14 protein-coding genes and 1 pseudogene are annotated in these 23,860 nt (G+C 74.4%); 4 read left to right on the forward strand and 11 right to left on the reverse strand.

Annotated features, from left to right (window positions below; translation table 11 throughout):
• Window positions 1-105: 105 nt before the first annotated feature.
• Window positions 106-507 carry a Clp protease N-terminal domain-containing protein gene (locus ACIA6A_RS20370; RefSeq protein WP_396099281.1) on the reverse strand — a complete coding sequence of 134 codons (402 nt, stop codon included), beginning with the start codon at window positions 505-507 and terminating at the stop codon, window positions 106-108.
• Window positions 508-633: 126 nt separating this feature from the next.
• Between ACIA6A_RS20370 and ACIA6A_RS20375 the strand changes: the two genes are divergently transcribed.
• On the forward strand, window positions 634-1,500 hold the full coding sequence (locus tag ACIA6A_RS20375; protein ID WP_396099282.1) for an alpha/beta hydrolase: 867 nt from the start codon (window positions 634-636) through the stop codon (window positions 1,498-1,500).
• Here the strand turns inward: ACIA6A_RS20375 and ACIA6A_RS20380 are convergent.
• The 4 genes from ACIA6A_RS20380 to ACIA6A_RS20395 all read right to left on the reverse strand — a co-directional run bounded on the left by ACIA6A_RS20380 (window position 1,490) and on the right by ACIA6A_RS20395 (window position 16,106).
• Complete coding sequence (locus ACIA6A_RS20380; protein ID WP_396099283.1) at window positions 1,490-1,822, reverse strand: STAS domain-containing protein; 333 nt, start codon at window positions 1,820-1,822, stop codon at window positions 1,490-1,492. The genes ACIA6A_RS20375 and ACIA6A_RS20380 overlap by 11 nt on opposite strands.
• 101 nt (window positions 1,823-1,923) lie before the next feature.
• A complete protein-coding gene (locus tag ACIA6A_RS20385) occupies window positions 1,924-2,313 on the reverse strand; it encodes a hypothetical protein (protein ID WP_396099284.1) in 390 nt (129 codons plus the stop codon).
• 3 nt (window positions 2,314-2,316) lie between these two features.
• On the reverse strand, window positions 2,317-2,895 hold the full coding sequence (locus ACIA6A_RS20390) for an HDIG domain-containing metalloprotein (RefSeq protein ID WP_396099285.1): 579 nt from the start codon (window positions 2,893-2,895) through the stop codon (window positions 2,317-2,319).
• Between the two features lie 65 nt (window positions 2,896-2,960).
• Window positions 2,961-16,106, reverse strand: a complete 13,146-nt coding sequence (locus tag ACIA6A_RS20395) for a fibronectin type III domain-containing protein (RefSeq protein WP_396099286.1) — start codon at window positions 16,104-16,106, stop codon at window positions 2,961-2,963.
• Window positions 16,107-16,298: 192 nt separating this feature from the next.
• Here ACIA6A_RS20395 and ACIA6A_RS20400 point away from each other — a divergent pair, with 192 nt between their 5' ends.
• Window positions 16,299-16,523, forward strand: a complete 225-nt coding sequence (locus ACIA6A_RS20400; RefSeq protein WP_396099287.1) for a hypothetical protein — start codon at window positions 16,299-16,301, stop codon at window positions 16,521-16,523.
• Here ACIA6A_RS20400 and ACIA6A_RS20405 read toward each other — a convergent pair.
• The 3 genes from ACIA6A_RS20405 to ACIA6A_RS20415 all read right to left on the reverse strand — a co-directional run bounded on the left by ACIA6A_RS20405 (window position 16,498) and on the right by ACIA6A_RS20415 (window position 19,364).
• Window positions 16,498-17,634 (reverse strand): acyltransferase, encoded by a 1,137-nt coding sequence (locus ACIA6A_RS20405; RefSeq protein WP_396099288.1) that lies wholly within the window; start codon window positions 17,632-17,634, stop codon window positions 16,498-16,500. The two genes, ACIA6A_RS20400 and ACIA6A_RS20405, sit on opposite strands and share 26 nt — an antisense overlap.
• 105 nt (window positions 17,635-17,739) lie before the next feature.
• Entirely contained in the window at window positions 17,740-18,126 is a 387-nt protein-coding gene (locus ACIA6A_RS20410; protein ID WP_396099289.1) for a response regulator transcription factor, read from the reverse strand.
• Window positions 18,127-18,311: 185 nt separating this feature from the next.
• Window positions 18,312-19,364 carry an aldo/keto reductase gene (locus ACIA6A_RS20415; protein WP_396099290.1) on the reverse strand — a complete coding sequence of 351 codons (1,053 nt, stop codon included), beginning with the start codon at window positions 19,362-19,364 and terminating at the stop codon, window positions 18,312-18,314.
• Between the two features lie 110 nt (window positions 19,365-19,474).
• Here ACIA6A_RS20415 and ACIA6A_RS20420 point away from each other — a divergent pair, with 110 nt between their 5' ends.
• Window positions 19,475-20,311 (forward strand): helix-turn-helix domain-containing protein, encoded by an 837-nt coding sequence (locus ACIA6A_RS20420; RefSeq protein ID WP_396099292.1) that lies wholly within the window; start codon window positions 19,475-19,477, stop codon window positions 20,309-20,311.
• Here ACIA6A_RS20420 and ACIA6A_RS20425 read toward each other — a convergent pair.
• On the reverse strand, window positions 20,227-21,216 hold the full coding sequence (locus tag ACIA6A_RS20425; protein WP_396099293.1) for a LysR family transcriptional regulator: 990 nt from the start codon (window positions 21,214-21,216) through the stop codon (window positions 20,227-20,229). The two genes, ACIA6A_RS20420 and ACIA6A_RS20425, sit on opposite strands and share 85 nt — an antisense overlap.
• 83 nt (window positions 21,217-21,299) lie before the next feature.
• Here ACIA6A_RS20425 and ACIA6A_RS20430 point away from each other — a divergent pair, with 83 nt between their 5' ends.
• Window positions 21,300-22,214, forward strand: a complete 915-nt coding sequence (locus tag ACIA6A_RS20430; protein WP_396099294.1) for a DMT family transporter — start codon at window positions 21,300-21,302, stop codon at window positions 22,212-22,214.
• Between the two features lie 249 nt (window positions 22,215-22,463).
• Here the strand turns inward: ACIA6A_RS20430 and ACIA6A_RS20435 are convergent.
• Together ACIA6A_RS20435 and ACIA6A_RS20440 are read right to left on the reverse strand one after the other, a co-directional pair.
• Window positions 22,464-23,320 (reverse strand): annotated as a pseudogene (locus ACIA6A_RS20435) (IS5 family transposase).
• A gap of 32 nt (window positions 23,321-23,352) precedes the next feature.
• Window positions 23,353-23,790, reverse strand: coding sequence for a CBS domain-containing protein (locus ACIA6A_RS20440; RefSeq protein WP_396099295.1), 438 nt, complete (start codon window positions 23,788-23,790; stop codon window positions 23,353-23,355).
• Between the last annotated feature and the right edge of the window lie 70 nt (window positions 23,791-23,860).

Consider the following 23,860-nt stretch of genomic DNA (forward strand, 5'->3'; position numbering starts at 1 on the left):
CCTTCGCGGCGTGCCCGGCCCCGGACCGGGCACTTCGGACCGCACGCTAGAGCAGGGCCGTACATTCCCCGCACATTCGCGGCCCGGCAGTGGTCACGGTCCGACTCAGCGGCGGCGGGCGAGTTCCGCGTCGACGGCCGCGTGGGTCAGGCCGGCCAGGTCGCCGACCTGCAGCACGCCCAGCAGCAGGTGCCCGGTGCCGACCAGGGGATCACCCAGCCGTTGCGCCTCCCGGGCCGCGCCGGACAGGGCCCGCTCGGCGGCGGGGGTGAACGGCAGGTGGGACGGCGACGGCGCTCTGCCGCGTACGGGAAATGGGCTCTTCGCCCCCAGCGCGACCGCCACCGGCCCGCCCAGGCCGTGGCGCACCCGCAGCAGGGCGATCATCAGATGGTCGCGGTCGACGGCCGGGCTGCGCAGCCGCACGGCCGCGGTCCGGGCGAGCGTGAGCACCCGGTGCGAACCGATGTCGAACGAAGCGAACGGTGCCGAGGGCTGGACGGTCATGACGAACCTCCGACCGTCACGCTAACCAACGCGGCCGGGGGCCGGAAGCCCCGCTCCGCGTCGAAGGCCCCGGCCACGATCTGGCAGGCTGCGGGTGACACAGTGGACACGGACAGAGGAGACGGTGTGCCCGTCGCGAGAACCAACGGGGTCGAGCTGGCCTACGAGACCGCGGGCGATCCGGACGCGCCGGCGTTGCTGCTGGTCATGGGCCTGGGGGCGCAGCTGACCGACTGGCCGCAGGAGTTCACCACGCTGCTGGCCGGCCACGGCTTCCACGTGATCAGCTTCGACAACCGTGACGCGGGGCTCTCCAGCGCCCTCGACGACCACCGCGTACCCGACATCCCGGCCCTGCTGGCCGGTGACCGCTCGTCGGCGCCGTACCTGATCGCCGATCTCGCCGCGGACGCCGCCGGTCTGCTCGACACGCTCGGCGTCCAGCGGGCGCACGTCGTCGGCGCGTCGCTGGGCGGCATGATCGCCCAGCAGATCGCCGTCGACTACCCGGACCGGGTCGCCAGCCTCTGCTCGATCATGTCCACCACCGGCGACCGCACCGTGGGCCGGGCGACCCCCGAGGCCGCGGCGGAGATGGGCCGGCGCCCGGCGGCCGGCCGCGAGGAGGTGATCGCGGGCAGCGTCGCGAGGGCCCGGATCATCGGCTCACCCGGGTTCCCGGCCACCGAGGAGGAGCTGCGGCAGCGTGCGGGGGCCAAGTACGACCGGGCCTACCGCCCGGCGGGGACGCATCGGCAGTACGCCGCGATCCTCGCGTCGCCGGACCGCACCCAGGCCCTGCGGCGGGTGACGGCCCCCACGCTCGTGATCCACGGCGAGGACGACGCCCTGATCGGCGTGAGCGGCGGCCGGGCCACCGCGGCGGCGATCCCGGGAGCCGAGCTGCTCACCATCCCCGGCATGGGCCACGACCTGCCCCGCGAGCTCTGGCCCCGGATCACCGGGGCCATCGCCCGCAACGCTAGTCGCTGACCGGCAGTCCGAAGACGTCCGCGAGGCCGGTGACCTGCACGGCCTTGCGGACCGGCCCGGACGGGTTGATCAGGGTCAGGGTCACCCCGATCGCGGCGGCGCTGTTGCGCGCGCTCACCAGCGCACCGAGCGCGTAGGAGTCGATGAACCCCAGCCCGCCGACATCGACGTGCAGGAACCTGCACCCGGTCCCCTGGGCCGCGGACGCGAGACTGTCACGCACCTCGTCCGCACTGTCGAGGTCAAGGTCACCGTCGAGCGCCGCGACCAACAGCCCATCGGTGGTGACGGGCTCGTACGCGACCAACGTGTTACTGGACATCTGCCCGAGGATAGCCCCGATCGCCAACCCCGGCCTCCCGGACGGGTGCCCGGGCATCCTCGGCGTGGTGGAGAAGCCGGTGGCCGGGCCGGCCTGAGCGGTCAGGCCCGGCCTGAGCGGGTCGCGGCGAGGGCCCAGGCGACCAGGGCCGGCTGGCCGAGCAGGCGCAGCGCGCGTTTGCGGTCGGTGTCCAGGCCGAAGCCGTCGCGGTGTTCGGCGAGCTGGGCGATGTTGCCGGGGAAGACCGCGACGAAGAAGCCCGCCGCGGCCGCACCGACGAGCCGGCGGGCGGGCTGCTTCCAGGTCGCGAGCAGGGCGGCACCGAGGCCCAGCTCGACGAGCCCGGACGCGACCACCACGAGGTCCGGGTCGAGCGGGATCCAGGACGGCACCTGCGCCTGGAATTCCTCGCGCTGGCTGGTGAGGTGGCCGGTGCCGGCGGTGAGCAGCAGCAGGCCGAGGGCACCCTGGCCCAGGTTTCGCAGATTCATGCCTCAGAAATGTCCACCCAGGGCGGGTTTCAACCCCAGGCAGCGCTCGACCCGGTCGGCGACCTCGAGCAGGTACGGACCGCGCAGGTGGTCGACCCGGGCGTTGAGGGAGCCGGGGCCGTGCCGGCGCAGCATCTCCTCGTGGCGCGCGGCCGGGGACACCCGGTCGCCGGTCGGGCCGACGGTCTGGTCGGCGTAGGTCAGCGCGTCGGAGAGCAGGCCCTCCTCGTACGGGTACGCCGCGAGCCGCTCCCCCAGGCCCCGGGCCACCGCGACGAACCGGGCCCCGGAGTGGTGGGCGACCCGGGCCGCGACCGCGAGCGGCCAGCCCCGCCCGGCGAGGTGGTCGGCGCCGTCGAGCGGGTGGAAGCCGGAGACGAGGACCGGCTTCGCGTACCCGATGTCGTGCAGCCAGGCGGTCGCGACCAGGGTGTCGTAGTCGAGCTCGAGCGCGTCGGCGAGCTCGCCGGCGCGGGCCGCGACGCCGGCGCTGTGCCGCCACCGGTCGCCCAGCGGGGCGAGCAGGTCGTGGGCGATCTCCCGGGCTGCGGTGACGAAGGACGACCGGGTCTGCACGCTCATTGCCGGATCGTGATCCGCCCAGATGAACAACGGCTGAACACGATCTTGCATCGCCCTGAATCCCGTCAGCGCCGGGGCCGGCGGCGCACGAACAGCAGCGCCGCACCGACCCCGACCAGCAGCAATCCGGCCGCGGCGACCAGGGCGACGTTCGCACCGGTCGTGGGCATCCCGAGCGGTCCGTCGTCATCGCCGTCGTCCGTCGGCGCCGTCGTCGGCGAGGTGACCGGCGACGGGGAGGTGGACGGCGACGGCGACACGGCGGCGGCCACCGTCACCGACAGCGTCCGGGTCAGCACGTTGCCGTCCGGGTCGACACCGGTGGCGAGGAACGTGTGCTCGCCGGCCGGCAGGTCCGCCGGGACCTCGACCAGCTTGCGGAACGTGCCGTCCGCCCCGGCGATCACGGTGCCGAGCGGGCGCGGCGTGGAGTAGATGACCAGCGTGACGGTCGAGTACGGCGCGAAGCCGGTGCCCACCAGCTCGAAGCGTTCGCCCGGTTCCGCCGTGGTGATGTCACCGAGGTTCGTGGTGAGGCTGGGCGCCGACGCGGGCGGGGACGTGGGCACCACCGGGGCCAGCGGGGTGACCGGTGAGGACGCCGCGGAGCTGGCCGAGCGGTCCCCGGCGGCGAGCGCGACGACCCGTACCGTGTAGCTGATCCCGGCGGTCGCGCCGAGCCGGCAGCTGGTCACGGCCGGCCCGACGGTGCAGGTGGCCGGGCCGGGGTCGGCCACGACGCGGTATCCGGTGACCGGCACCGCGGAACCGGTGGGCGGGGCCCAGGTGACCAGGATCGACGAGGTGCCGGCGGTCACCGTGACGGAGCGGGGCGCGGCCGGGTCGAGCGGGCTCGAGGTGACGGCCACGCTGGACCGGCCGGGACCGGCGGCGTTGACGGCCCGGACCCGGACCACGTACGTGCGGGTGGCGTCCAGCCCGGTGAGTGCCCCACCGGTGGGCAGGGTGGCCCAGGTGACGCCGTCGTCGAGCGACACTTCGTAGCCGGTGACGGTGTCGTCGTCGGGCGGGGTGAACGTCACCGTCGCGGTGGTGCCGGTGCGCGAGACGGCCACGCCGGTCGGGGCGGACGGGACACCGATGGAGTATTCCTCGCTGGCCGGGCCCGGTCCCGCCGCGTTACGGGCGCGGAGCAGGACGGCGTACGTGGTGCCGGCGGTCAGCCCGGTGAGCGTGGCGGTGAACGGGCCGGTACCGGTGATCGTGACCGCGGTCCAGGTGGCGCCGCCGTCGACCGACGCGTCGTAGCCGGTGATCGCGGCACCGCCGTCGGCCGCCGGGGCGGTGAACGTCACCGTCGCGGTGGTGCCGGAGAACACCACGTTCTGCACGACCGGGGCCTGCGGGGTGGTCGCCGGGGTCACGGTGACCACCCCGGTGGCCGGTCCGGAGCCCGCGGTGTTCACCGCGCGGACGGCGACGCGGTACTCCGTACCGTTGATCAGGCCGGTGACGACGCCGCCGGCGGGCAGGACGCTCCAGGTGGTGCCGCCGTCGAGGGTGATCTCGTATCCGCTCGGGTCCCCGGCGCCGGCCGTGAACGTCGCGGTGATCGAGCCGTTGCCCCGCACGACGGTGAGGCCGGTCGGCGCGGCGGGCAGCCCGGCGCGGGGCGTGACCGTGGTGGCCGCGCTCGCCGCTCCGGCGCCGGCGGCGTTGCGGGCCCGGACCCTGATCCGGTACGCCGTCCCGTTCGCCAAGCCGGTCACGACGCGGCCGGCGGCCAGCGCCGTCCAGGTCGCGCCGTCGTCGGCCGACACCTCGTAGGACGTGATCGCCGCGCCGCCGTCGGGCCCCGGTGTCACGGTCAGCGTCGCCGAGGCGTTGCCGGCCTCGGCGCTCACCACGGGGGCGCCCGGGGTCGTCCGCGGGGTCACCGTGGTGGCCGCGCTCGCCGCCCCGGTGCCGACGGCGTTCAGGGCACGGACCCTGATCCGGTACACCGTCCCGTTGACGAGCCCGGTGACCACCCGGTCCGCGGCGAGCACCGCCCAGGTCACGCCGTCGTCGGCCGACACCTCGTAACCCGTGATCGGCGAGCCGCCGGTGTCACCCGGGGTCACCGTCAGCGTCGCCGAGGCGTTGCCGGGGACGGCGGTCACCTGCGCGGGAGCACCGGGCACCGTCGCCGGGACCACGGTTGTGCTCCGAGCCGGACCCGTACCGACCGCGTTCACCGCACGCACGGAAACGGTATAGGTGGTCCCGTTGTCCAGCCCCGTGACGACCCGGTCGGCCGGCAGTTCCCGCCACGTCGCACCGTTGTCGGTCGACACCTCGTAGCCCGTGATCGCCGACCCGCCGTCGTCACCCGCAGTGAGCGTCAGCGTGGCCCGGCGGTCGCCGCGGACCGCGCTGAGCGCCGCCGGCCGGGCCGGGGTGGTCGCCGGGGTCACGGTGACCGCGGCGCTCGCCGGGCCGGGGCCGGTGGCGTTGACGGCCCGGACCCGCACGGCGTAGCTGACGCCGTTGGTCAGCCCGGTGACGGTGCCGTCCGCGGGCAGGGCCGCCCAGGTCGTGCCGCCGTCGGTGGTCACCTCGTAGCCGGTGACCGGCCCGCTCACCGGGGTGAACCGGACCGTGACCGAGGAGTCGCCGCGGGTGACCGACACGTCGCCCGGGATCGGCGGCAGCCCGTCGACCGGGGTCACCGTGGAGCTCGCGCTGGTCGCGCCGGTGCCGACGCCGTTGAGCGCGCGGACCCGCACGGTGTACGCGGTGCCGTTGCTCAGCCCCCGCACGACCCGGTCGCCGGGCAGTGCCGCCCAGGTCACGCCGTCGTCGGTGCTGACCTGGTAGCCGGTGATCGGGTCGCCCCCGCTGTCCGGAGCGGTGAACGAGACCGCGACCAGCGCGTCCCCGGGCGTGGCGCTCAGGTCGGCGGGCGCGGCGGGCACGGTCGCGGGCGTGACGTCGGCCCGTAGGCTGCCCGGACCGGCGCCGACGGCGTTGCGGGCGCGGACCCGGACCGCGTACGTGGTGCCGTTCGCGAGCCCCGCCACGGTGCGGTTGGCGGCGAGTTCGGCCCAGGTCGCGCCGTTGTCGAGAGAGACGTCGTAGCCCAGGACCGGGCTGCCGCCGTCGCCCGCCGGGGCGGTGAACGCCACCGTGGCCGAGCGGTCGCCGCGCGTGACGGTCACGGCGGTCGGCGCACCGGGCACCGCCGCCGGGGTGACCTGCACGGATCCGCTCGCGGCACCGGCGCCGACACCGTTGCGGGCCCGGACCCGCACGGTGTACGTGGTGCCGTTGCTCAGCCCGGTCACCGTCCGGTCGGCGGCGAGCGTGGTCCAGGTCGCGCCGTCGTTGACGGAGGCTTCGAAGAGGGTGATCGCGGCGCCGCCGTTGTCCGCCGGGTCGGTGAACGTCAGGGTCGCGGAGCGGTCGCCGCGCTCGGCGGTCAGCGCGGTCGGCGCACCCGGCAGCGTCGCCGGGGTCACCGTCACCGCGGTGCTCGCCGGTCCGGTTCCGGCGCTGGTACGGGCCCGGACCCGGATCGGGTACGGGGTCCCGTTGGTCAGCCCGGTCACGATCCGGTCGGCGGCCAGCGCCGTCCAGGTGGTGCCGTTGTCGGTGGAGACCTCGTAGCCGGTGATCGCGGTGCCGCCGTCGCTGCCCGGGGCGGTGAACGTCAGCGTCGCGGAGCGGTCCCCCCGCTCGGCGCTCAGCGCGGTCGGCGCGCCCGGCACCGCGGCCGGGGTCGCCGTCACCGCGGCGCTGGCCGCGCCGGCGCCGACGGCGTTGCGGGCCCGAACCCGGATCGGGTACGCGGTCCCGTTGCTCAACCCGGTCACCACACGGTCAGCCGCGAGGGCGGCCCAGGTGGTGCCGTTGTCGGTGGACACGTCGTAGGACGTGACCGGGGCGCCGCCGTCGCTCGCCGGCGCGGTGAACGCCACCGTCACGCGGCGGTCCCCGGGTGTCGCGCTCAGCCCGGCCGGGGCCGTGGCGGTGGTGGCCGGGGTGACCGTGACCCCGGCGGTCGGCGGGGAGACGCCCGCGTTGTTGACGGCGCGGACCCGGATCACGTACGAGGTGCCGTTGGTCAGCCCGCGGACCACCCGGTCGGCGGGCAGCGCGGCGTAGTTCACGCCGTCGTCGGTGGACACCTGGTAGCCGGTGACCGGGCCGGAGCCGGCGTCGAAGCTGATCGCCGCGGAGGCGTCGCCACGGGTCACGACCAGGCCGGACGGTGCGCCCGGCAGGCCGCTGACCGGCGACGCCGTGGCACTCGCGCTCGCCGGGCCGGTGCCGGCGGCGTTGCGGGCCCGGACCCGTACGACGTACGCCGTGCCGTTCGACAACCCGGTGACCGTCCGGTTCGCGGCCAGCGTGGCCCAGGTCGCGCCGTCGTCCGTGGACACCTCGTAGGACGTGATCGCCGACCCGCCGTCGCCCGGGGCGGTGAACGACACGACGATCGACGCGTCGCCGGGTGCCGCGGTGAGACCGGCCGGTGCCCCCGGGACGGTCCGCGGCGTGACCGGCACGGACGTGCTCGCCGGCCCGGCGCCGACGCTATTGCGGGCCCGGACCCGCACGGTGTAGGTGTCGCCGTTGGCCAGCCCGGTCACGATCCGGTTCCCGGCCAGCGTGGCCCAGGTCGTGCCGTCGTCCACCGACACCTCGTACGACGTGATCGCCGCACCGCCGTTGCCCGGCGCGGTGAACGTGAGCGCCGCCGAGGCGTCGCCCGGCGTGGCCGTGAGGTTCGTGGGAGCACCTGCGGTCCGGGCCGGGGTGACCGGCACGGCGTCCGAGGCCGGTCCCGGGCCGGCGTCGTTCAGCGCGCGGACCCGGACCCGGTACGTCGTGCCGTTCGTCAGCCCGGTCACCACCCCGTTCGTGGGCAACGTGGCCCAGGTCGCGCCGTCGTCGGTGGAGACCTCGTACGACCTGATCGGCGCCCCGCCGTCACCCGGCGCGGTGTACGTGACCGTGACCGACGCGTCGCCCGCCACCACGGCGACGTTCGTGGGCGCACCCGCGGTCGTCGCCGGGGTGACCGGCACGGCGGCCGACGCCGGGCCGGCCCCGACGTCGTTGACCGCGCGGACCCGCACCGGGTACGCCGTGCCGTTCGTCAGCCCGGTCACCACCCGGTCCGCGGCCAGCGCGGCCCAGGTGGCGCCGTCGTCGGTGGACACGTCGTAGGAGCTGATCGGCGAGCCGCCGTCGGCCGCCGGTGCGGTGAACGACAGGGTCGCGGTGGTGTCCCCGGCGGCCGCGGCAAGACCCCGCGGGCTGCCCGGCAGGCCGGCCGGGGTCACCGTGGTGCTCGCGCCGGCCGGGCCGGAACCGCGGTTGTTGACGGCCCGGACCCGCACCACGTACGTGGTGCCGTTGGTCAGTGCCACGATCCGCCGGTCGGCGGCGAGCGGTGCCCAGTTCCAGCCGTCGTCGCCGGAGAACTCGTACCCGGTGACCGGGCCGGCGGCAGGCGGGGTGAACGTGAGTGTCGCGGAGGAGTCACCGCGGACGGCGCTCAGCGCGGTGGGGGCGCCGGGCAGGCCGTCGGTCGGGGTGACCGTGGCGCTGTCGCCGGCCGCGCCCGGGCCGGCGGCGTTCACCGCGCGGACCCGTACCCGGTACGTCGTCCCGTTCGTCAGGCCGGTCACCGTGCGGTCGGCGGCCAGGGTGGCCCACGTCGCCCCGTCGTCGGTCGAGACCTGGTACCCGGTGATCGGGTCGCCGCCGTCGGACGCGGGTGCGGTGAACACCAGCACGGCCTCGCCGTCACCGGCGGAGGCGTTGAGGGCGGTCGGTGCCCCGGGTACGCCCGCGGGGGTCACCGTGACGCCGCCGGTCGCCGCGCCGCCCCCGGCCGCGTTGACCGCCCGGACCCGGATCACGTACGCGGTGCCGTTGCTGAGCCCGGTCACCATGCCGCTGAGGATGCTCGTGCCGGAGACGGTGAGCGCCGCCCAGGTCGTACCGTCGTCGGTCGAGACCTGGTAGCCGGTCACGGTGCTGCCGCCGTTGTCGGACGGCGGGGTGAACGCGAGCGTGGCGCAGGAGTCCCCGGCCATCGCGCTGACCGGTCCGGGTGCGCCGGGCGCCGCCGCCGGGACCACGGTCGCGCCGGCGCTCGCCGGGCCGGGGCCGGCATTGTTGCGCGCCCGCACCCGGATCGTGTACGCGGTGCCGTTGCTGAGCCCGGTCACCGTCCGGTCCGCGGCCAGCGGCGCCCAGGTCGCCCCGTCGTCGGTGGACACGTCGTAGGAGCTGATCGCGCCGGCGCCCGCGTCGGCCGGCGCCGTGAACGTCAACCTGGCCCCGCGGTCGGCCCGGTCGGCGACCAGTCCGGTCGGCGCCCCGGGCAGCCCGGACACCGGCGTGACCGGCACCGCCGCACCGGCCGCGCCGAGGCCGGCCCCGTTCACCGCGCGGACCCGGACCCGGTACGTCGTCCCGTTCACCAGACCGGTGACCCGGCCGTCCGCGGCCAGGGTGTCCCAGGTGGCGCCGTCGTCGGTGGACACCTCGAACCCGGTGACCGGGTCGCCGCCCTCGTCGGCCGGCGGGTTGAACGTCACCGTCGCCGACCGGTCGCCGGCCTGCGCCGCGAGCCCGCTGACCGGGCCGGGCACGGTCGCCGGGGTGGCGGTCGCCGAGCCGCTGGCCGGGCCGGGACCGGCGTCGTTGCGGGCCCGGACCCAGAAGGTGTACGCGGTCCCGTTCGTCAGCCCGCCCACGACCCGGTCGGGGCCGAGCGCGGTCCACGTGGCGCCGCCGTCGACGGACACGTCGTAGGAGGTGACCGGGCTGCCGCCCTCGTCGGCGGGCGGCGACCAGCTCAGCGTGACCGACCGGTCGCCACGGGTCGCGGCCAGCCCGGTCGGGGCGCCGGGCAGCCCGGACACCGGAGTGACCGGCACCGACGCGCTCGCGGGCCCGGGGCCGACGCTGTTGCGGGCCCGGACCCGCACGGTGTACGTGGTCCCGTCGTCCAGCCCGCTCACCGTGCCGGTCAGTGCCGTCCCGGACCCGGTGACCGCCAGCGCCGACCAGGTCGCGCCGTCGTCGGTGGAGACCTGGTAGGACGTGATCGCGTCACCGCCGTCGCCGGGTGCGGTGAACATCAGCACCGCCTGCGCGTCCCCGGCGGACGCCGACAGCGCGGTGGGCGCACCCGGGGTGGTCGCCGGGGTGACCAGTGCGCTCGCGCTGGCCGCACCGGGGCCGGCGGAGTTCACCGCGCGGACCCGCACGGTGTAGGTGACGCCGTTGGCCAGCCCGGTCACGACCCGGTTCCCGGCCAGCGCGGCCCAGGTCAGGCCGTCGTCGGTGGACACGTCGTAGCCGGTGACCAGGTCGCCGCCGTCGGACGCGGGTGCGGTGAAGGCGAGCGTGGCACTGGCGTCGCCCCGCGCGGCGGTGAGCCCGGTGGGCGCACCCGCCGTGGTGGCCGGGGTCGCGTCGACCCGGGCGGTGGGCGCACCGGCGCCGACGGTGTTGACCGCGCGGACCCGGAACCGGTACGTGGTGCCGTTGGTCAGACCGGTCACCGTCCGGTCCGCGGCCAGGACGGCCCAGGTGGCACCGTCGTCGGCCGACACGTCGTAACCGGTGACCGGGTCTCCCCCGTCGTCGGCGGGCGCCACGAACGTCAGGGTCGCCCTCGCGTCCCCGCGGGTGACCACGAGACCGGTGGGGGTGCCCGGCACGGTCGCCGGGGTCACCGCCACGGACGCGGTCGCCGGGCCGGCCCCGGTGCCGTTGACCGCCCGGACCTGCACCGCGTAGGTCGTGCCGTTGGTCAGACCGGTCACCGACCGGTCACCGGCGAGCGGGGCCCAGCTCGCGCCGCCGTCGGTGGACACCTGGTACCCGGTGATCGCGCTGCTGCCCGGCCTGGCCGGTGCGGTGAACGTCAGGTGCGTGCCGCGGTCGGCGCGGGTGGCGGACAGGCCGGTCGGGGCGCCGGGCAGGCCGTCGTCCGGGGTCACCGGCACCGCCGCGCTCGCCGGGCCGGACCCGGTGCGGTTGACGGCACGGACCCGTACCGCGTACGTGGTCGCGTTGGTCAGCCCGGTGACCGTCCGGTCCGGGGCGAGCGTGGTCCACGTGGTGCCGTCGTCGGTGGACACCTCGTAGCGGGTGATCGGGGCGCCGCCGTCGGCGGGTGCGGTGAACGACACCACGGCCCGGGCGTCACCGGGGGTGGCCGTCACATCGGTGGGGACGCCGGGCAGGGTCGCCGGGGTCGCGTCCACGCCCGCGGTCGCCGGCCCGGTGCCGATCCCGTTGACCGCGCGGACCCGGAACCGGTACGTCGTCCCGTTCGTCAGCCCGGTCACCGTCCGGTCCGGGGCGAGCGCGGTCCACGTGGTGCCGTCGTCCGTGGAGACCTCGTAGCCGGTGACCGGGTCGCCGCCGGTGCCCGCGGGAGCGGCGAACGTCAGGACGGCCCGGCTGTCCCCGGCCGCCACGCTCAGCGGGCCGGGCACCCCGGGCACGGTCGCCGGGGTCACCGGCACGGACGCGGTCGCCGGGCCGGGTCCGGAGGCGTTCACGGCCCGGACCCGCACGGCGTACGTGGTGCCGTTCGTGAGTCCGGTGACCACCCCGTCCCCGGCGAGCGGCCGCCAGGTCAGGCCGTCGTCGGTGGAGACCTCGTACCCGCTGATCGGGCTGGTGCCGGTCATGACCGGCGGGGTGAACGTCAGGGTCGCCGACCGGTCGCCGCGCACGGCGCTCAGGTCCGTCGGCGGGTCGGGTGTCGCCGGGATCGGGGTGACCGTGGTGGACGCGCCGGCCGCACCGGCGCCGATCGCGTTCAGGGCCCGGACCCGCACGGTGTACGTGGTGCCGTTGGTCAGCCCGGTCACGATGCCGTTCGCCGCCAGCGCGGCCCAGGTGGCGCCGTCGTCGGTGGACACCTGGTAACCGGTGACCGGGGAACCGCCGGTGCTCGCCGGCGGCGTGAACGTGACCGTCGCCTGGGTGTTGCCGGCGGTGGCCGAGACCGCGGTCGGCGCGCCCGGCACGGTCGCCGGGGTCACCGCGACGGCCGCGGTCGCGACGCCGTTCCCGGCGACGTTCACCGCGCGGACCCGTACGGCGTAGGCGGTCCCGTTCGTCAGCCCGGTGACCGTGCCGTTGTTGGACGTCCCGGTCGTGCTGACGGTCAGCGCCGCCCAGGTGGCGCCGTTGTCGGTGGAGGCCTGGTAGCCGAGGATCGGGTAGCCGCCGTCGCCCGGGGTGGTGAACGTCAGCACCGCCTGCCCGTTGCCCGGCACCACGGTCAGCCCGGCCGGCGCGTTGGGCGCACCCCGCGGTGTCGCGGACGCGGGGGCGGACGCCGCACCGGCCCCGACGGCGGTGACCGCCCGGACCCGGATCGGGTACGTGACGCCGTTGGTGAGCCCGGTGACCGTGGCGGTGCGCACGAACGCGTTGCCACCGACGGTGATCGGCGCCCATGTGGAGCCGTCGTCGAGCGACACGTCGTACGACGTGATCGGGGAACCCCCGGTGCTGGCCGGGTCGGCGAAGCTCAGCGCGGCGGTGGTGTCGCCGGCCAGCGCCATCAGCCCGGTCGGCGCGCCCGGGGCCAGGGCCGGCAGCGTCGCGGTGGCGGACGCGCTGGACGTGCCGGCTCCGGCGAGGTTGAGCGCCCGGACCCGCACCACGTACGCCGTCGCGTTGGCCAGCCCGGTCACCGTGCCGGTGTTCGTGGTGCCCGACGTGGTGACGCTCAGCCCGGTCCACGTGGTGCCGTTGTCGATCGACGCCTGGTAGCCCAGGATCGGGTAGCCGCCGTCGCCGGGTGTGGTGAACGTGAGGGTCGCCTGCCGGTCCCCGCCCGTGGCGGTCAGGTTCGCCGGCGCGTACGGGGCCGCCCGTGGGGTCGCGGCGACGCTGCCGGTGGCCGCACCCTTGCCGGCGTCGTTGACCGCGCGGACCCGGACCGCGTACGTGGAGCCGTTCGTCAGCCCGGTGACCGTGCCGCTGCGCACCAGCGTGCCGGTGACGGCGATCGACGACCAGGTCGTACCGTCGTCGGTGGACACCTCGTAGCCGGTGATGGGCGACCCGCCGGTGGCGAGCGGGTCGGCGAAGTTGACCGTCGCGGTGGCGTCGCCGGTGGTCACGACCAGGCCGGTCGGCGCGTCCGGGGGCAGCGACGGCAGCGTCACCACGACGGACGGACTGGCCGCGCCGGTGCCCGCCAGGTTGGCGGCCCGCACCCGTACGGTGTACGCGTTGCCGTTGACCAGTCCGGTGACCGTCGCGGTGTTCGTCGTCCCGGACGTCATGACCCCGAGCAGCGCCCAGGTCGCCCCGTTGTCGGTCGACACCTGGTAGCCCAGCAGCGCGTTACCACCGTCGTTCGGCGTCGTGAACGTGAGCGTCGCCTGCCGGTCCCCCGCCACCGCCGACAACCCGGTCGGCGCGTAGGGCACGCCCCGCGGGGTCACGGAGACCGAGGTGGACGCCGCGCCCGGCCCGGCCGCGTTGAGGGCGCGCACCCGGATCGCGTACGTGGTGCCGTTCGTCAGCCCGGTGACCGTCGCGGTCCGGCCCAGCAGGTTCCCGCCGACGGTGAGCCCGGCCCACGTGACACCGTCGTCCGTGGACACCTGGTAGCCGAGGATCGGCGGGCCACCGGTGTTCGCCGGGTCGGCGAAGCCCAGCGCGGCGGTGGTGCTCCCGGCGATCGCGACCAGCCCGGTCGGCGCGTCCGGGACCATCGCCGGCAGTGCCACCGACGCCGGGGTGCTGGCCGCGCCGGTGCCGGCCAGGTTCGCCGCACGCACCCGCACCACGTACGTCGTGCCGTTGACCAGCCCGGTCACCGTGCCGGTGTTCGTCGTCCCGGACGTGGTCACCGCGAGCAGCGCCCAGCTCGCGCCGTTGTCGGTCGACACCTGGTAGCCCAGCAGCGCGTTGCCACCGTCGTTCGGCGTCGTGAACGTGAGCGTCGCCTGCCGGTCCCCGGGCACGGCGGACAACCCGGTCGGCGCGTACGGCACCCCGCGCGGGGTGGCGGACACGGCGGCCGCCGCGGCACCGGGACCGGCGGCGTTGAGGACCCGGACCCTGATCGCGTAGGTGGTGCCGTTGACCAGCCCGGTGACCGTGGCCGCGCGGGCCAGCAGATTGTTCGTGACGGTCAGCGGGGACCACGTCGAGCCGTTGTCGGTGGACACCTCGTAGCCGGTGACCGGGCCACCGGTGTTCGCCGGGTCCGCGAAGCTCAGCGCGACGGTCGTGCTGCCGGCCACCGCGACCAGGCCGGTCGGGGCGTCCGCGGGCACGACCGGTGGGGTCACGGTGGTCGCCGCGCTGGCGGCACCGTTGCCGCCGAGGTTCAGCGCCCGCACCCGTACGGGATAGGCGGTGCCGTTGTCGAGCCCGGTCACCGTCGCCGTGTTGGTGGTGCCCGACGTGGTGGTCGTCAGCGCCGCCCAGGTGGTGCCGTCGTCGGTGGAGACCTGGTAGCCCAGGATCGGGTAGCCGCCGTCGTCCGGGGTGGTGAACGTCAGCGTCGCCTGGCGGTTGCCGGCGGCCGCGGACAACCCGGCCGGCGCGGTCGGCGCACCCCGGGGCGTGGCGGTGGTCCCGGCCGCGGCGGGTCCCGGGCCGACCGCGTTGACCGCCCTGATCAGTACGGTGTAAGCGGTCCCGTTGGTGAGCCCGGTGATCGTGCCGTTCGCCGCCAGGGTGGACCAGGTCGCGCCGGCGTCGATCGACGTCTGGTATGCGGTGACCGCGCTGCCGCCGTTGTTCAGCGGCGCGACGTAGGCCATGGTGATCGACGCGTCCCCACCCGTGGCCACGGCCAGCGTCGGCGCTCCCGGCACGGTCGCCGGGGTCACCGTGGTGCCGGTGCTCGCCGCGCTGGTGCCGACCGCGTTCACCGCCCGGACCCGCACGGTGTACTCGACGCCGTTGAGCAGCCCGGAGACCGTACCCGTCCTCGTGGTCGTGCCGGTGGTCGCCAGGGTGGACCAGGTGAGCCCGTCGGTGGAGACCTGGTACCCGGTGATCGCACTGCCGCCGTCCGCGGGCGCCGTGAACGTCAGCGTCGCGGCCGTGTTCGCGGGTGTCGCGGACAGCCCGGCGGGCGCGTCCGGCACGGTGGGCGCGGCGATCCGCAGCAGGTAGTTGCCGGTCCTGTCACCGACGAGCAGGCTGTCGGCGGCCGGGGCGGCCAGTGCCAGCGTCGCACCCAGCGGCGACGCCGTGGCGGCGCCCGCGACCGGGGTGCCCGTACCCCCGGTGCCGGCGACCAGCGTGGGTGCCCCGCCTGCCGTGGTGAACGACAGGATCTGGTGGCTGGTGGTCTCGCTCACGAACACGGTGCCGGCGCTGTCGATCGCCATCGCGCTCGGGGTGGGCACCGGTGAGGTCGCGCTGCCCGGCACCGGGGTGCCGCTGGTCCCGTTCCCGGCGAAGCTCGCGATGGTCAGGCCGAGCACGGCGATCCGGTAGATCCGCCGGTTGCCGGCGTCGCCGATGTACACGTTGCCGCTCGCGTCGACGGCGACGCTGACCGGCTGGTTCAGCGCGGTGAGCCCGGTCAGCAGGCCGGTGGTCGTGGCCCCGGCGGTGCCGGTGCCGGCGAAGACCGCCAGGGTGCCGCCGGCGGTGATCCGCAGGACGTAGGCGCGGGCGACCCAGCTGACGTACACGTTGCCGGTGCCGTCGATGGCCATGCTGTCGGCCTGGATCGGCGACGAGAGGGCCGGCCCGGCGACCGGCGCACCCGTGCCGCCGGTGCCGGCGAACACCGAGAGCGTGCCGCCCGGGGTCACCTTGAGGACCCGCGCGGCGCCGTTGTCGCCGATGTACAGGTTGCCGCCGCTGTCCACGGCGAGCGACTTCACGCTGCTCGACAGCGGTGACGAGGTCGCCGGGCCGGCGGCGTAGCTCCCGCAGGTCCCGGTGCCGGCGACGACCGACAGGGTCCCGGAGGTGACCTTGACGACCCGGCAGCCCGTGCCGAGGAAGATCCAGGTGGTGCCGGCGCCGTCGGTGGCCATCGCGGAGGGCTGCCCGAGCGGGCTGGTGGTCACCGGGCCGGCCACCGGGCTGCCGGCCGAGCCAGTGCCGCCGGCGATCGACAGCAGGTAGCCGCCCGCGGCGACCGCGTCGGTCGCCAGGCCCATGACACACGTGAGCAGGATCAGCAGAGCGACAAGGGGTTTCGCCACGATCCTGCGCAGGCGCCGGTCTTCCACTTACGGAGGGTAACCAGACACCCCCTCAAAGCGGAGCAAATCTCGCTTTCAGGAAAGGATGATCAGCGGCCACAACCGGCCGATCATTCGTTTCTGCCCACCGTTGTGCATATGCACGTGCATGAGCCCTTGCATGCACGCGGCGCCCGGGGAAACCTGGTTCCGGAGCAACGACGACCCGCAGGAGTGTGGATGGACCGCCCGGTGACCTGTTTCGCCGAACCGGACTACCGTTTCGGCGCCGGACCGCTGTGGATGCGGGTCGAACGCGTCGACTGGAACCGGCCGGTGCGCTACGACGAGGACAACTGGTACGAGGTCGACGGCGTCGAGACCACCTCCGACGGGCGCGCCATCGGCAACCGGCACGCGCTGGTACGGGGCCGCAGCCTCACCGCCCTGCGCCGCCCCCGGTGACCGTCAGCACCCTCTCGGGGGCCCGCGCCGGGTCGGCGGCGTGCCGGGCCCGGGGCACCGGCCACGGGCGCAGCCGCGGCGGGCGCTTCGCGGCCAGGTCCTCCACCCAGCCCAGCGCCAGCACCGCGGCGGCCAGCAGCGACAACGCGATGGCCGAGAACGTCACATAGATCAGCGCGCCCTGGTGCAGGTCCCACAGCTCGAGCCGGTCCCCGACCAGGATCGCCACGGTGATCACCACGTTGTGCCACAGATAGATGGTCACGGCCCGGTTGTTCAGCGCCCCGACCACCCGCTTCGCCAGCGGGACCTTCTCCAGCCAGCCCATCGGCGGGCTCAGCCGCAGCAGCACCAGCACGAAACCGACCTGGTACAGCGCGTGCGCCAGCGGGAACGGCACCAGGTCCAGCCCGCCCGGCCCCGGATGCGAGAGAAGCCAGCCGAGACTGACCGCCACGCACGCCGCGGCGAGCGCGCCGATCCACAGCGGGCGCAGTTTGCGCAGGTCACCGTCGCGGTGGGCGAACCCCAGCAGCCAGCACGGCAGGTACGTCAGCACCTCGCCGACCGTCCGTACGGCATTGTTGCCGGTGGCCAGCGGCATGGTGTGCAGCAGCGCCAGGGCGACCAGCGGCACGGCGATGCTCAGCAGGCGCTGCCGGCGATAGAGCCGCAACAACAACGGCGAGAGCAGGACCAGCCACAGGTACGTCGCCAGGTACCACAGCACGCCGGCACCCTCGGCACCCACGTCGCCGAGCCCGTGGCTGGCCGGCGGTGTCGCCAGCGGCACCACCCAGAGCAGCATCCCCGGCCACCACGGCCGGTGCCAGCCGGCGAGCAGCATCAGCGGCACGAGCACGATCCCCATGACCCACAGCGCGGGAAGCAGCCGGCGCACCCGGCCCCGGATCACCGTGGCGCCGTCCGAGCGGTCCAGCGACCCGGCCATGAGCGAACCGCCCAGCGCGAACATCACGCCCATCGAGGGGAACACCAGCGCGAGAACGGCATAGTGGAAAGAGTGGTACGCGACCACCCGAACGATGGCAACAGCACGCAGCGTATCGAAATAGCTGTCCCGAGCCTTCGCGTTGGTAACGCTTCCCACCTGCGGCTCCCGCCAGATTCAGCCCGTAGTCAACTCACCGAACGTAGCCGATCTTGGCGATCCCCCGGTGAGCCGAACGGACGAAGACCGCCTCCGTACGGCCGGTCAGTTCCTGACCGTGAGCAGGGCCGACACCCGGCGCAGGAGCTCGCTCGGGCTGAACGGTTTGGTCAGGTAGTCGTCGGCGCCGATCGCGAACCCCAGATCGATGTCGTACGGCCGGGCGCGCGCGCTGAGCATCATCACCGAGATCCCCGAGGTGGCCTTCGCCGACTGGATCGTGTGACAGACGGTGAGCCCGTCCATCCCCGGCATCGACACGTCCAGGATCATCAACCGGGGCCGCTCGGCCGTGGCCAGATCCAGCGCCCGCACCCCGTCGGCCGCGGTGACGGCCCGGTACCCGGCCCCCCGCAACTTCAGGGCGACCAGGTCCCGGATGTCCTCGTCATCGTCCGCGACCACGATCGACGGCGGCGCCGGCCGCGGCACCCAAGCAGAATTCCAAGCCATCCCTGCTCCTCTCGAATGGCCGCCCCATCGACGTCCCGGGCCGCCATCCGAGCAGATCCCCCGTTGCATCCCGGGAGCGTGTCGCCGCCCCCGCTCACCCCAGGCGCGGGGCTCAACAGGCCTCAGGGCTCAGTCCAGGCGCGGGGCTCAACAGGCCTCAGGGCTCAGTCCAGGTGCGGCGCCAGCAGGGTGAGGTCGGCCGGGGAGAGCCGGTCGCTCGCGGTCCGGGCCTGGTGCCAGTACGGGTAGAGCAGCGGCGGCGCGCTGACCTTGTCGAGCCGGGCACGGTCGTCGGCGCTGAGCCTCAGCTCGGCCGCGGCGAGGTTGTCGGCGAGCTGCTCGGCGGTGCGGGCACCGATCACCAGGGACGTGACCGCGGGCCGGTCCAGCAGGTAGGCGAGCGCGACCTGAGCGGCCGACACGTCGTGGGCCGCGCCGATGGCGACCAGTTCCTCGACGGTGTCGTAGAGGCGCTCCTGGTCGTACACCGGCGGCTCGTTCCACTCGGAGAGCTGGCGTGACCCGGCGGGCGGCTGCTGACCCCGGCGGTACTTGCCGGAGAGCAGCCCCCCGGCCAGCGGGCTCCACACGAGCACGCCGAGGCCCTGGTCGACGGCGGCCGGGATCAGTTCGTACTCGGCGTCGCGGGCCTGCAGCGAGTAGTAGATCTGCTCGCTGACGAAGCGGGGCGTGCCGGTCCGGTCGGCGGTCCCGAGGGCCTTCATGAGCTGCCAGCCGGCGAAGTTGGAGGCACCCACGTAGCGGACCTTGCCCTGTTGCACGAGCAGGTCGAGGGCCTCGAGGGTCTCCTCGAGCGGCGTCTGCCCATCCCACTCGTGCACCTGGTAGAGGTCGATGTGGTCGGTGCGCAGCCGGCGCAGGCTGGCCTCGCAGCCGGCGACGATGTGGTGCCGGGAGAGCCCGGCGTCGTTGGGGCCGGGGCCCATCGGCATGCGTACCTTGGTGGCCAGCAGGACGTCGTCGCGGCGGCCCTCCAGCACCTCCCCGATGATCTCCTCGGAGAGGCCGTCGGAATACACGTCGGCGGTGTCGACGAGGTTGATCCCGGCGTCGAGGCACTGGTCCACCTGCCGCCGGGCCTCGGCGACATCGGTGGACCCGACCATGGCGAAGTCGCCCTTGCCGCCGAAGGTCATGGTGCCCATGGTGAGGACGGAGACTCTGAGGCCGGACCGGCCGAGTTGACGATATTCCATGTCCTCCAACCTAGTACGCCCCGCCGCAACAGCCTGGGCACAGCAGGACCAGGCTCGCGCCCGGACCGCCTCCTACAGTTGACGCACGACACCAGAGGAGGAGGGTCCGGATGACACGGGATCGAGCGGCGCTGGGTGCTTTCCTGCGCTCACGGCGGGACCATCTCACTCCCGCCCGGGTGGGGATCATCCCGTTCCCCGGGACGCGCCGGGTGCCGGGCCTGCGGCGCGAGGAGCTCGCCGCCCTGGCCGGGCTCAGTCCCGACTACTACAGCCGGCTCGAGCAGGGCCGGCAGTCGAGCATCTCGCCCGAGGTCCTCGACGCGCTGTCCCGGGCGCTGCGGCTCGACCCGGTGGAACACGCCCACCTGTACGACCTGGCCGCACCTCGCAGGCCGGCGACCGGGCTCCCCCAGCGGGCGGATCCGGGCCTGCTGCGGATCATGACGGCGCTCGACCACCTGCCGGTGCTGCTGCTCGGCGTCAACTCGACCGTGCTCGCTCGCAACGCCCTGCTGCGGGCGGTGCTCGGCGAGCCGATGGAGCCCGGCAGCGTGTTCGCCCGCTGGATGCTGCTCGACCCGGCGGCCCGCGAGCGCATCGTCAACTGGGCGGATTTCGGCCGGTCGAGCGTGGCCACGCTACGACGCGAGGCCGGCCGCCGGCCCTACGACAAAGCCCTGACCGCGTTGATCCGCGAGGTGCGCGAGGCCGACGCCGACGTGGCGCGCTGGTGGGACGACCACGAGGTGCTGGACACCGTCTCAGTGGTCAAACGCGTGCGGCACCCGGCGGCGGGTGAGCTGAGGTTCGACATCGAGACCGTCGGCACACCGCAGGATCCCGACCAGCGGCTGGTGATCTACACCGCCGAGCCGGATTCGGCCACCGCGCGGCTGCTGCCGCTGGTCGCGAGCTGGGACGTCGCGCCCGCCGCGGCGGCCTGACCGGCGGCGGGTGGGTCGTGGCGCAACGTGTGCAGCACGCGCAGCAGCAACTGGACGGCCGGGGTCGTCTCGGCCGAGGTCTGGACCAGGGCGAAGATCGAGCGCACCGGGGTCGGCGAGGTCAGCGGCACCGCGGTGACCCCGGCCGGCAGCCGGACGGCACCGATGCGCGGCAGGACGGTGATGCCGATGCCCGCGTCGACGAACGCGATCGCGGTCGGGTAATCGTGGGCCTCCACCCGGAAGGACGGGCTGAAGCCGGCGGACTGGCACGCGTCGAGCAGGTTCTGCCGGCACCAGCCGCGGGCGAAGTCGTTGTCGATCCAGGTCTCGCCGGCGAGGCGGGCCAGCTCCACCGGGTGCCCACCGGCGCCGGCGAGCGGGTGCCCGCGCGGGACGACCGCCAGATAGGGATCGTCGAGCAGGTGATGGGCACGGGCCTCCCGGGTGCCGGTGAAATCCCGGGGCTGCACCATCAGCTGGACGTCCGGGCGCGGGCCCGGCCCGGTGCTGGAGTCGTCGCGCAGTTCGAGGGCGAGGCGCAGATCGGGGAAACCGCGCAGCAGCTCCCGGGCGACCGTCGGCATCCACGCGGAGCCCACCGACGCGAAATAGGCGATCGAGAGCGACCCGGTGCGGCCCTCGCGCAGGTCCGTGACCAGGGCCTCGACGTCGCCGAGCTGGGCCAGCACCCCGTCGATGCGACGGGCCAGCGCGAGGCCGACCGCGGTGGGGCGCACGCCCCGGCCGCTGCGGGCGAGCAGGGCCAGGCCGGTCTCGCGTTGCAGCGCCGCGACGTGCTGGCTGACCGCGGAGGGGGTGTATCCGAGGTTGAGCGCGGCGGCGTTGACCGAGCCGCCGGCGACCACGGCACGGAACACGCGCAGGCGATGAACGTCCAGCATGCGGCCCACCGTACAGTCCGGCTTAACGATCCGGTAGCAAGATTTGCTGGTGCTGAAGTGGCCCGGCATCGCAGGGTATGGCCATGACCACGACGACCACCGTCCCGGCCCGGACGACCGCCCTGCTCCCGCTGCTCGCGGCCGGCACCACCATGATCCTCTGGGCGTCCGCGTTCATCGCGATCCGCTCGGTCGGCGCCGACTACAGCCCGGGATCGCTCGCGCTCGGCCGGCTGCTCACCGGCTCGGTGGCCCTGACCGCCGTCGCGCTGCTGCGACCCCGGACCATCCCCCGCGGCCGGCCGCTCGCCCTGGTCATCGCGTACGGCGTCCTGTGGTTCGGCATCTACGCGGTGCTGATCAACGCGGCCGAGCACCACCTCGACGCCGGCACCACCGCGCTCGTGGTCAACGTGGGGCCGATCCTGATCGCCGTCCTCGCCGGGATCTACCTCAAGGAGGGCTTCCCGCGCGGCCTGGTCGCCGGCCTGGCCATCGCGTTCTGCGGGGTGGCGACCATCGCGGTGGCCACCTCGACCGGGCAGCGCGACACCGCCGGGGTGCTGCTCGCACTCGGGGCCGCCGCCCTGTACGCCGTCGGGGTGCTGCTGCAGAAGCAGGCCCTGGACACCGTCGACCCGTTCACCGCGACCTGGCTGGGCTGCCTCGCCGGGGCCGCGGTCTGCCTGCCGTGGGCCGGCACCCTGATCCACGAGGTGGGCACCGCCCCGGCGTCCGCGACCCTGGGCCTGCTGTACCTCGGCGTGTTCCCCACCGCGGTGGCGTTCGCGACCTGGGCCTACGCCCTGCGCCGGATGACCGCCGGCAAGCTCAGCTCATCGTCCTACCTGGTCCCCGCACTGGCCGTCCTGCTGTCCTGGGCCGTCCTCGGCGAGGTCCCGACCGCCCTCGCCCTGGCCGGCGGCGCACTGTGCCTGGCCGGCGTCGCGGTGACCCGGGCCTGGCCCCGGAAAAACGCCGAGCGTGAGCAGCAGTGACGAGCGGCCCGCCATTGCTGGAACCGGTCGTCGCCGGTGGACCCGGCTGCCGATGCCGGGCGGACGTCCGCCGGGGCGCCCGCGGCAGCCCGGCGGGCCACCCGGTGACGTCGGGTTCACGTCGCTCAGCCCACCCCGGCGCACCCGCGCCACCGATGCAGACTTTCGCCGCACGGCCCACCACAAAGGCCCCGACCGACCTCGGCGCGCAACCCCGTCAGATGTGCCCTAGGCAGTGTCGTCAAAGGGTCATAGCCATTGCAGAAGGGCGGCGATGGTGACGGTGGCCTGGAACGAGGTGCTGGTCTTGTCGTAGCGGGTGGCTACGGAGCGGCATTGCTTGAGCTGGTTGAAGCAGCGTTCCACGACGTTTCGGTGCCGGTAGATCAGCTTGTTGAAGGTCGGTGGCCGGCCGCCGCGTGGACCACGGTTGCGGCGGTGTTTCTGCTGGTCTGAACGTTCTGGGATGGTGTGGGCGATGCCGCGGCGGCGTAGGTAGCGGCGGATCGCGCGGGTGCTGTAGCCCTTGTCAGCGATGAGGTGATCGGGTCGGGTGCGGGGCCGTCCGGGGCCGGGCCGGTTGACGCTGATGGCGTGCATGACGTGGGTGAAGCGGCTGCAGTCGTTGACGTTGCCGCCGGTCAGCACGAACGCCAGCAGTCGGCCGGCGCCGTCGCACGCGGCGTGAATCTTGGTGGTCAGTCCGCCACGGGATCGTCCGATGGTGTGATCCGATTCGCCCGTTTCCGGGTGCCCCCTTTTGCGCCGGCGGCGTGCTGGTGGGCGCGCACGATCGTGGAGTCGACCGAGACCAGCCAGTCGATGTCGGCGTTCGCGTCGGCTTGTGCGTGGGCGGCGGCGAGCATCTTGGTGAACGTTGCGTTCAATGCCCACCTACGGAAACGGGTGTAGATCGACTTCCAGGAGCCGTACCGGGCGGGCACGTCACGCCAGGGGGCACCCGAGCGGATCTTCCAGACGATGCCGTTGAGGACCCGGCGGTCGTCCTCACGTGGACGACCGCCGGTGATCACTGATGGCAGGTGTGGTGCCAGAGATTCCCACTCGGCGTCGGTCAGCTCGTAGCGGCGGATCACGCGGTACATCATCCACGGTCATGATCCTTTGAGGACACGCCCTAGGCTCTCTCGCCGGTGATGTAACCGGTCAGCGCGTTCGCCTCGACCTCGAGCTCGGTGATCCGTTTCTTGACCACGTCGCCGATGCTGACGATCCCGGTCAGCCGGCCGTCCGTCACGACCGGGACGTGCCGGAAGCGGTGCTCGGTCATCAGGCGTTCCACCTCGGCGATGTCCGCGTCGGCGCCGATCGTGAAGACCCGGGTCGTGGCGATCGCCGACACCGGCTCGGCCAGCACCGCGGCGCCCCGCACGGCGAGTGCCCGCACGATGTCGCGCTCGCTGACGATGCCGTCCACGGCGGTCCCGTCGCCGGAGACCACCGCCGCGCCGATCCGCTGCTCGGCCAGCTCGGTGAGCAGATCCTGCACCGGCAGGTCCGGGGCGACGGTGACCACCCGGCCGCCCTTGTCACGAAGCACGTCACTGATGCGCATGGACCCTCCCCTTTGAAGGCTGTCCTCCACCGTAGAACGGACCCGTCCGAACAAGCGTGTTGCGTCGGAT

The sequence above is a fragment of the Actinoplanes sp. NPDC051494 genome (assembly GCF_044454705.1).
Classification (GTDB): domain Bacteria; phylum Actinomycetota; class Actinomycetes; order Mycobacteriales; family Micromonosporaceae; genus Actinoplanes.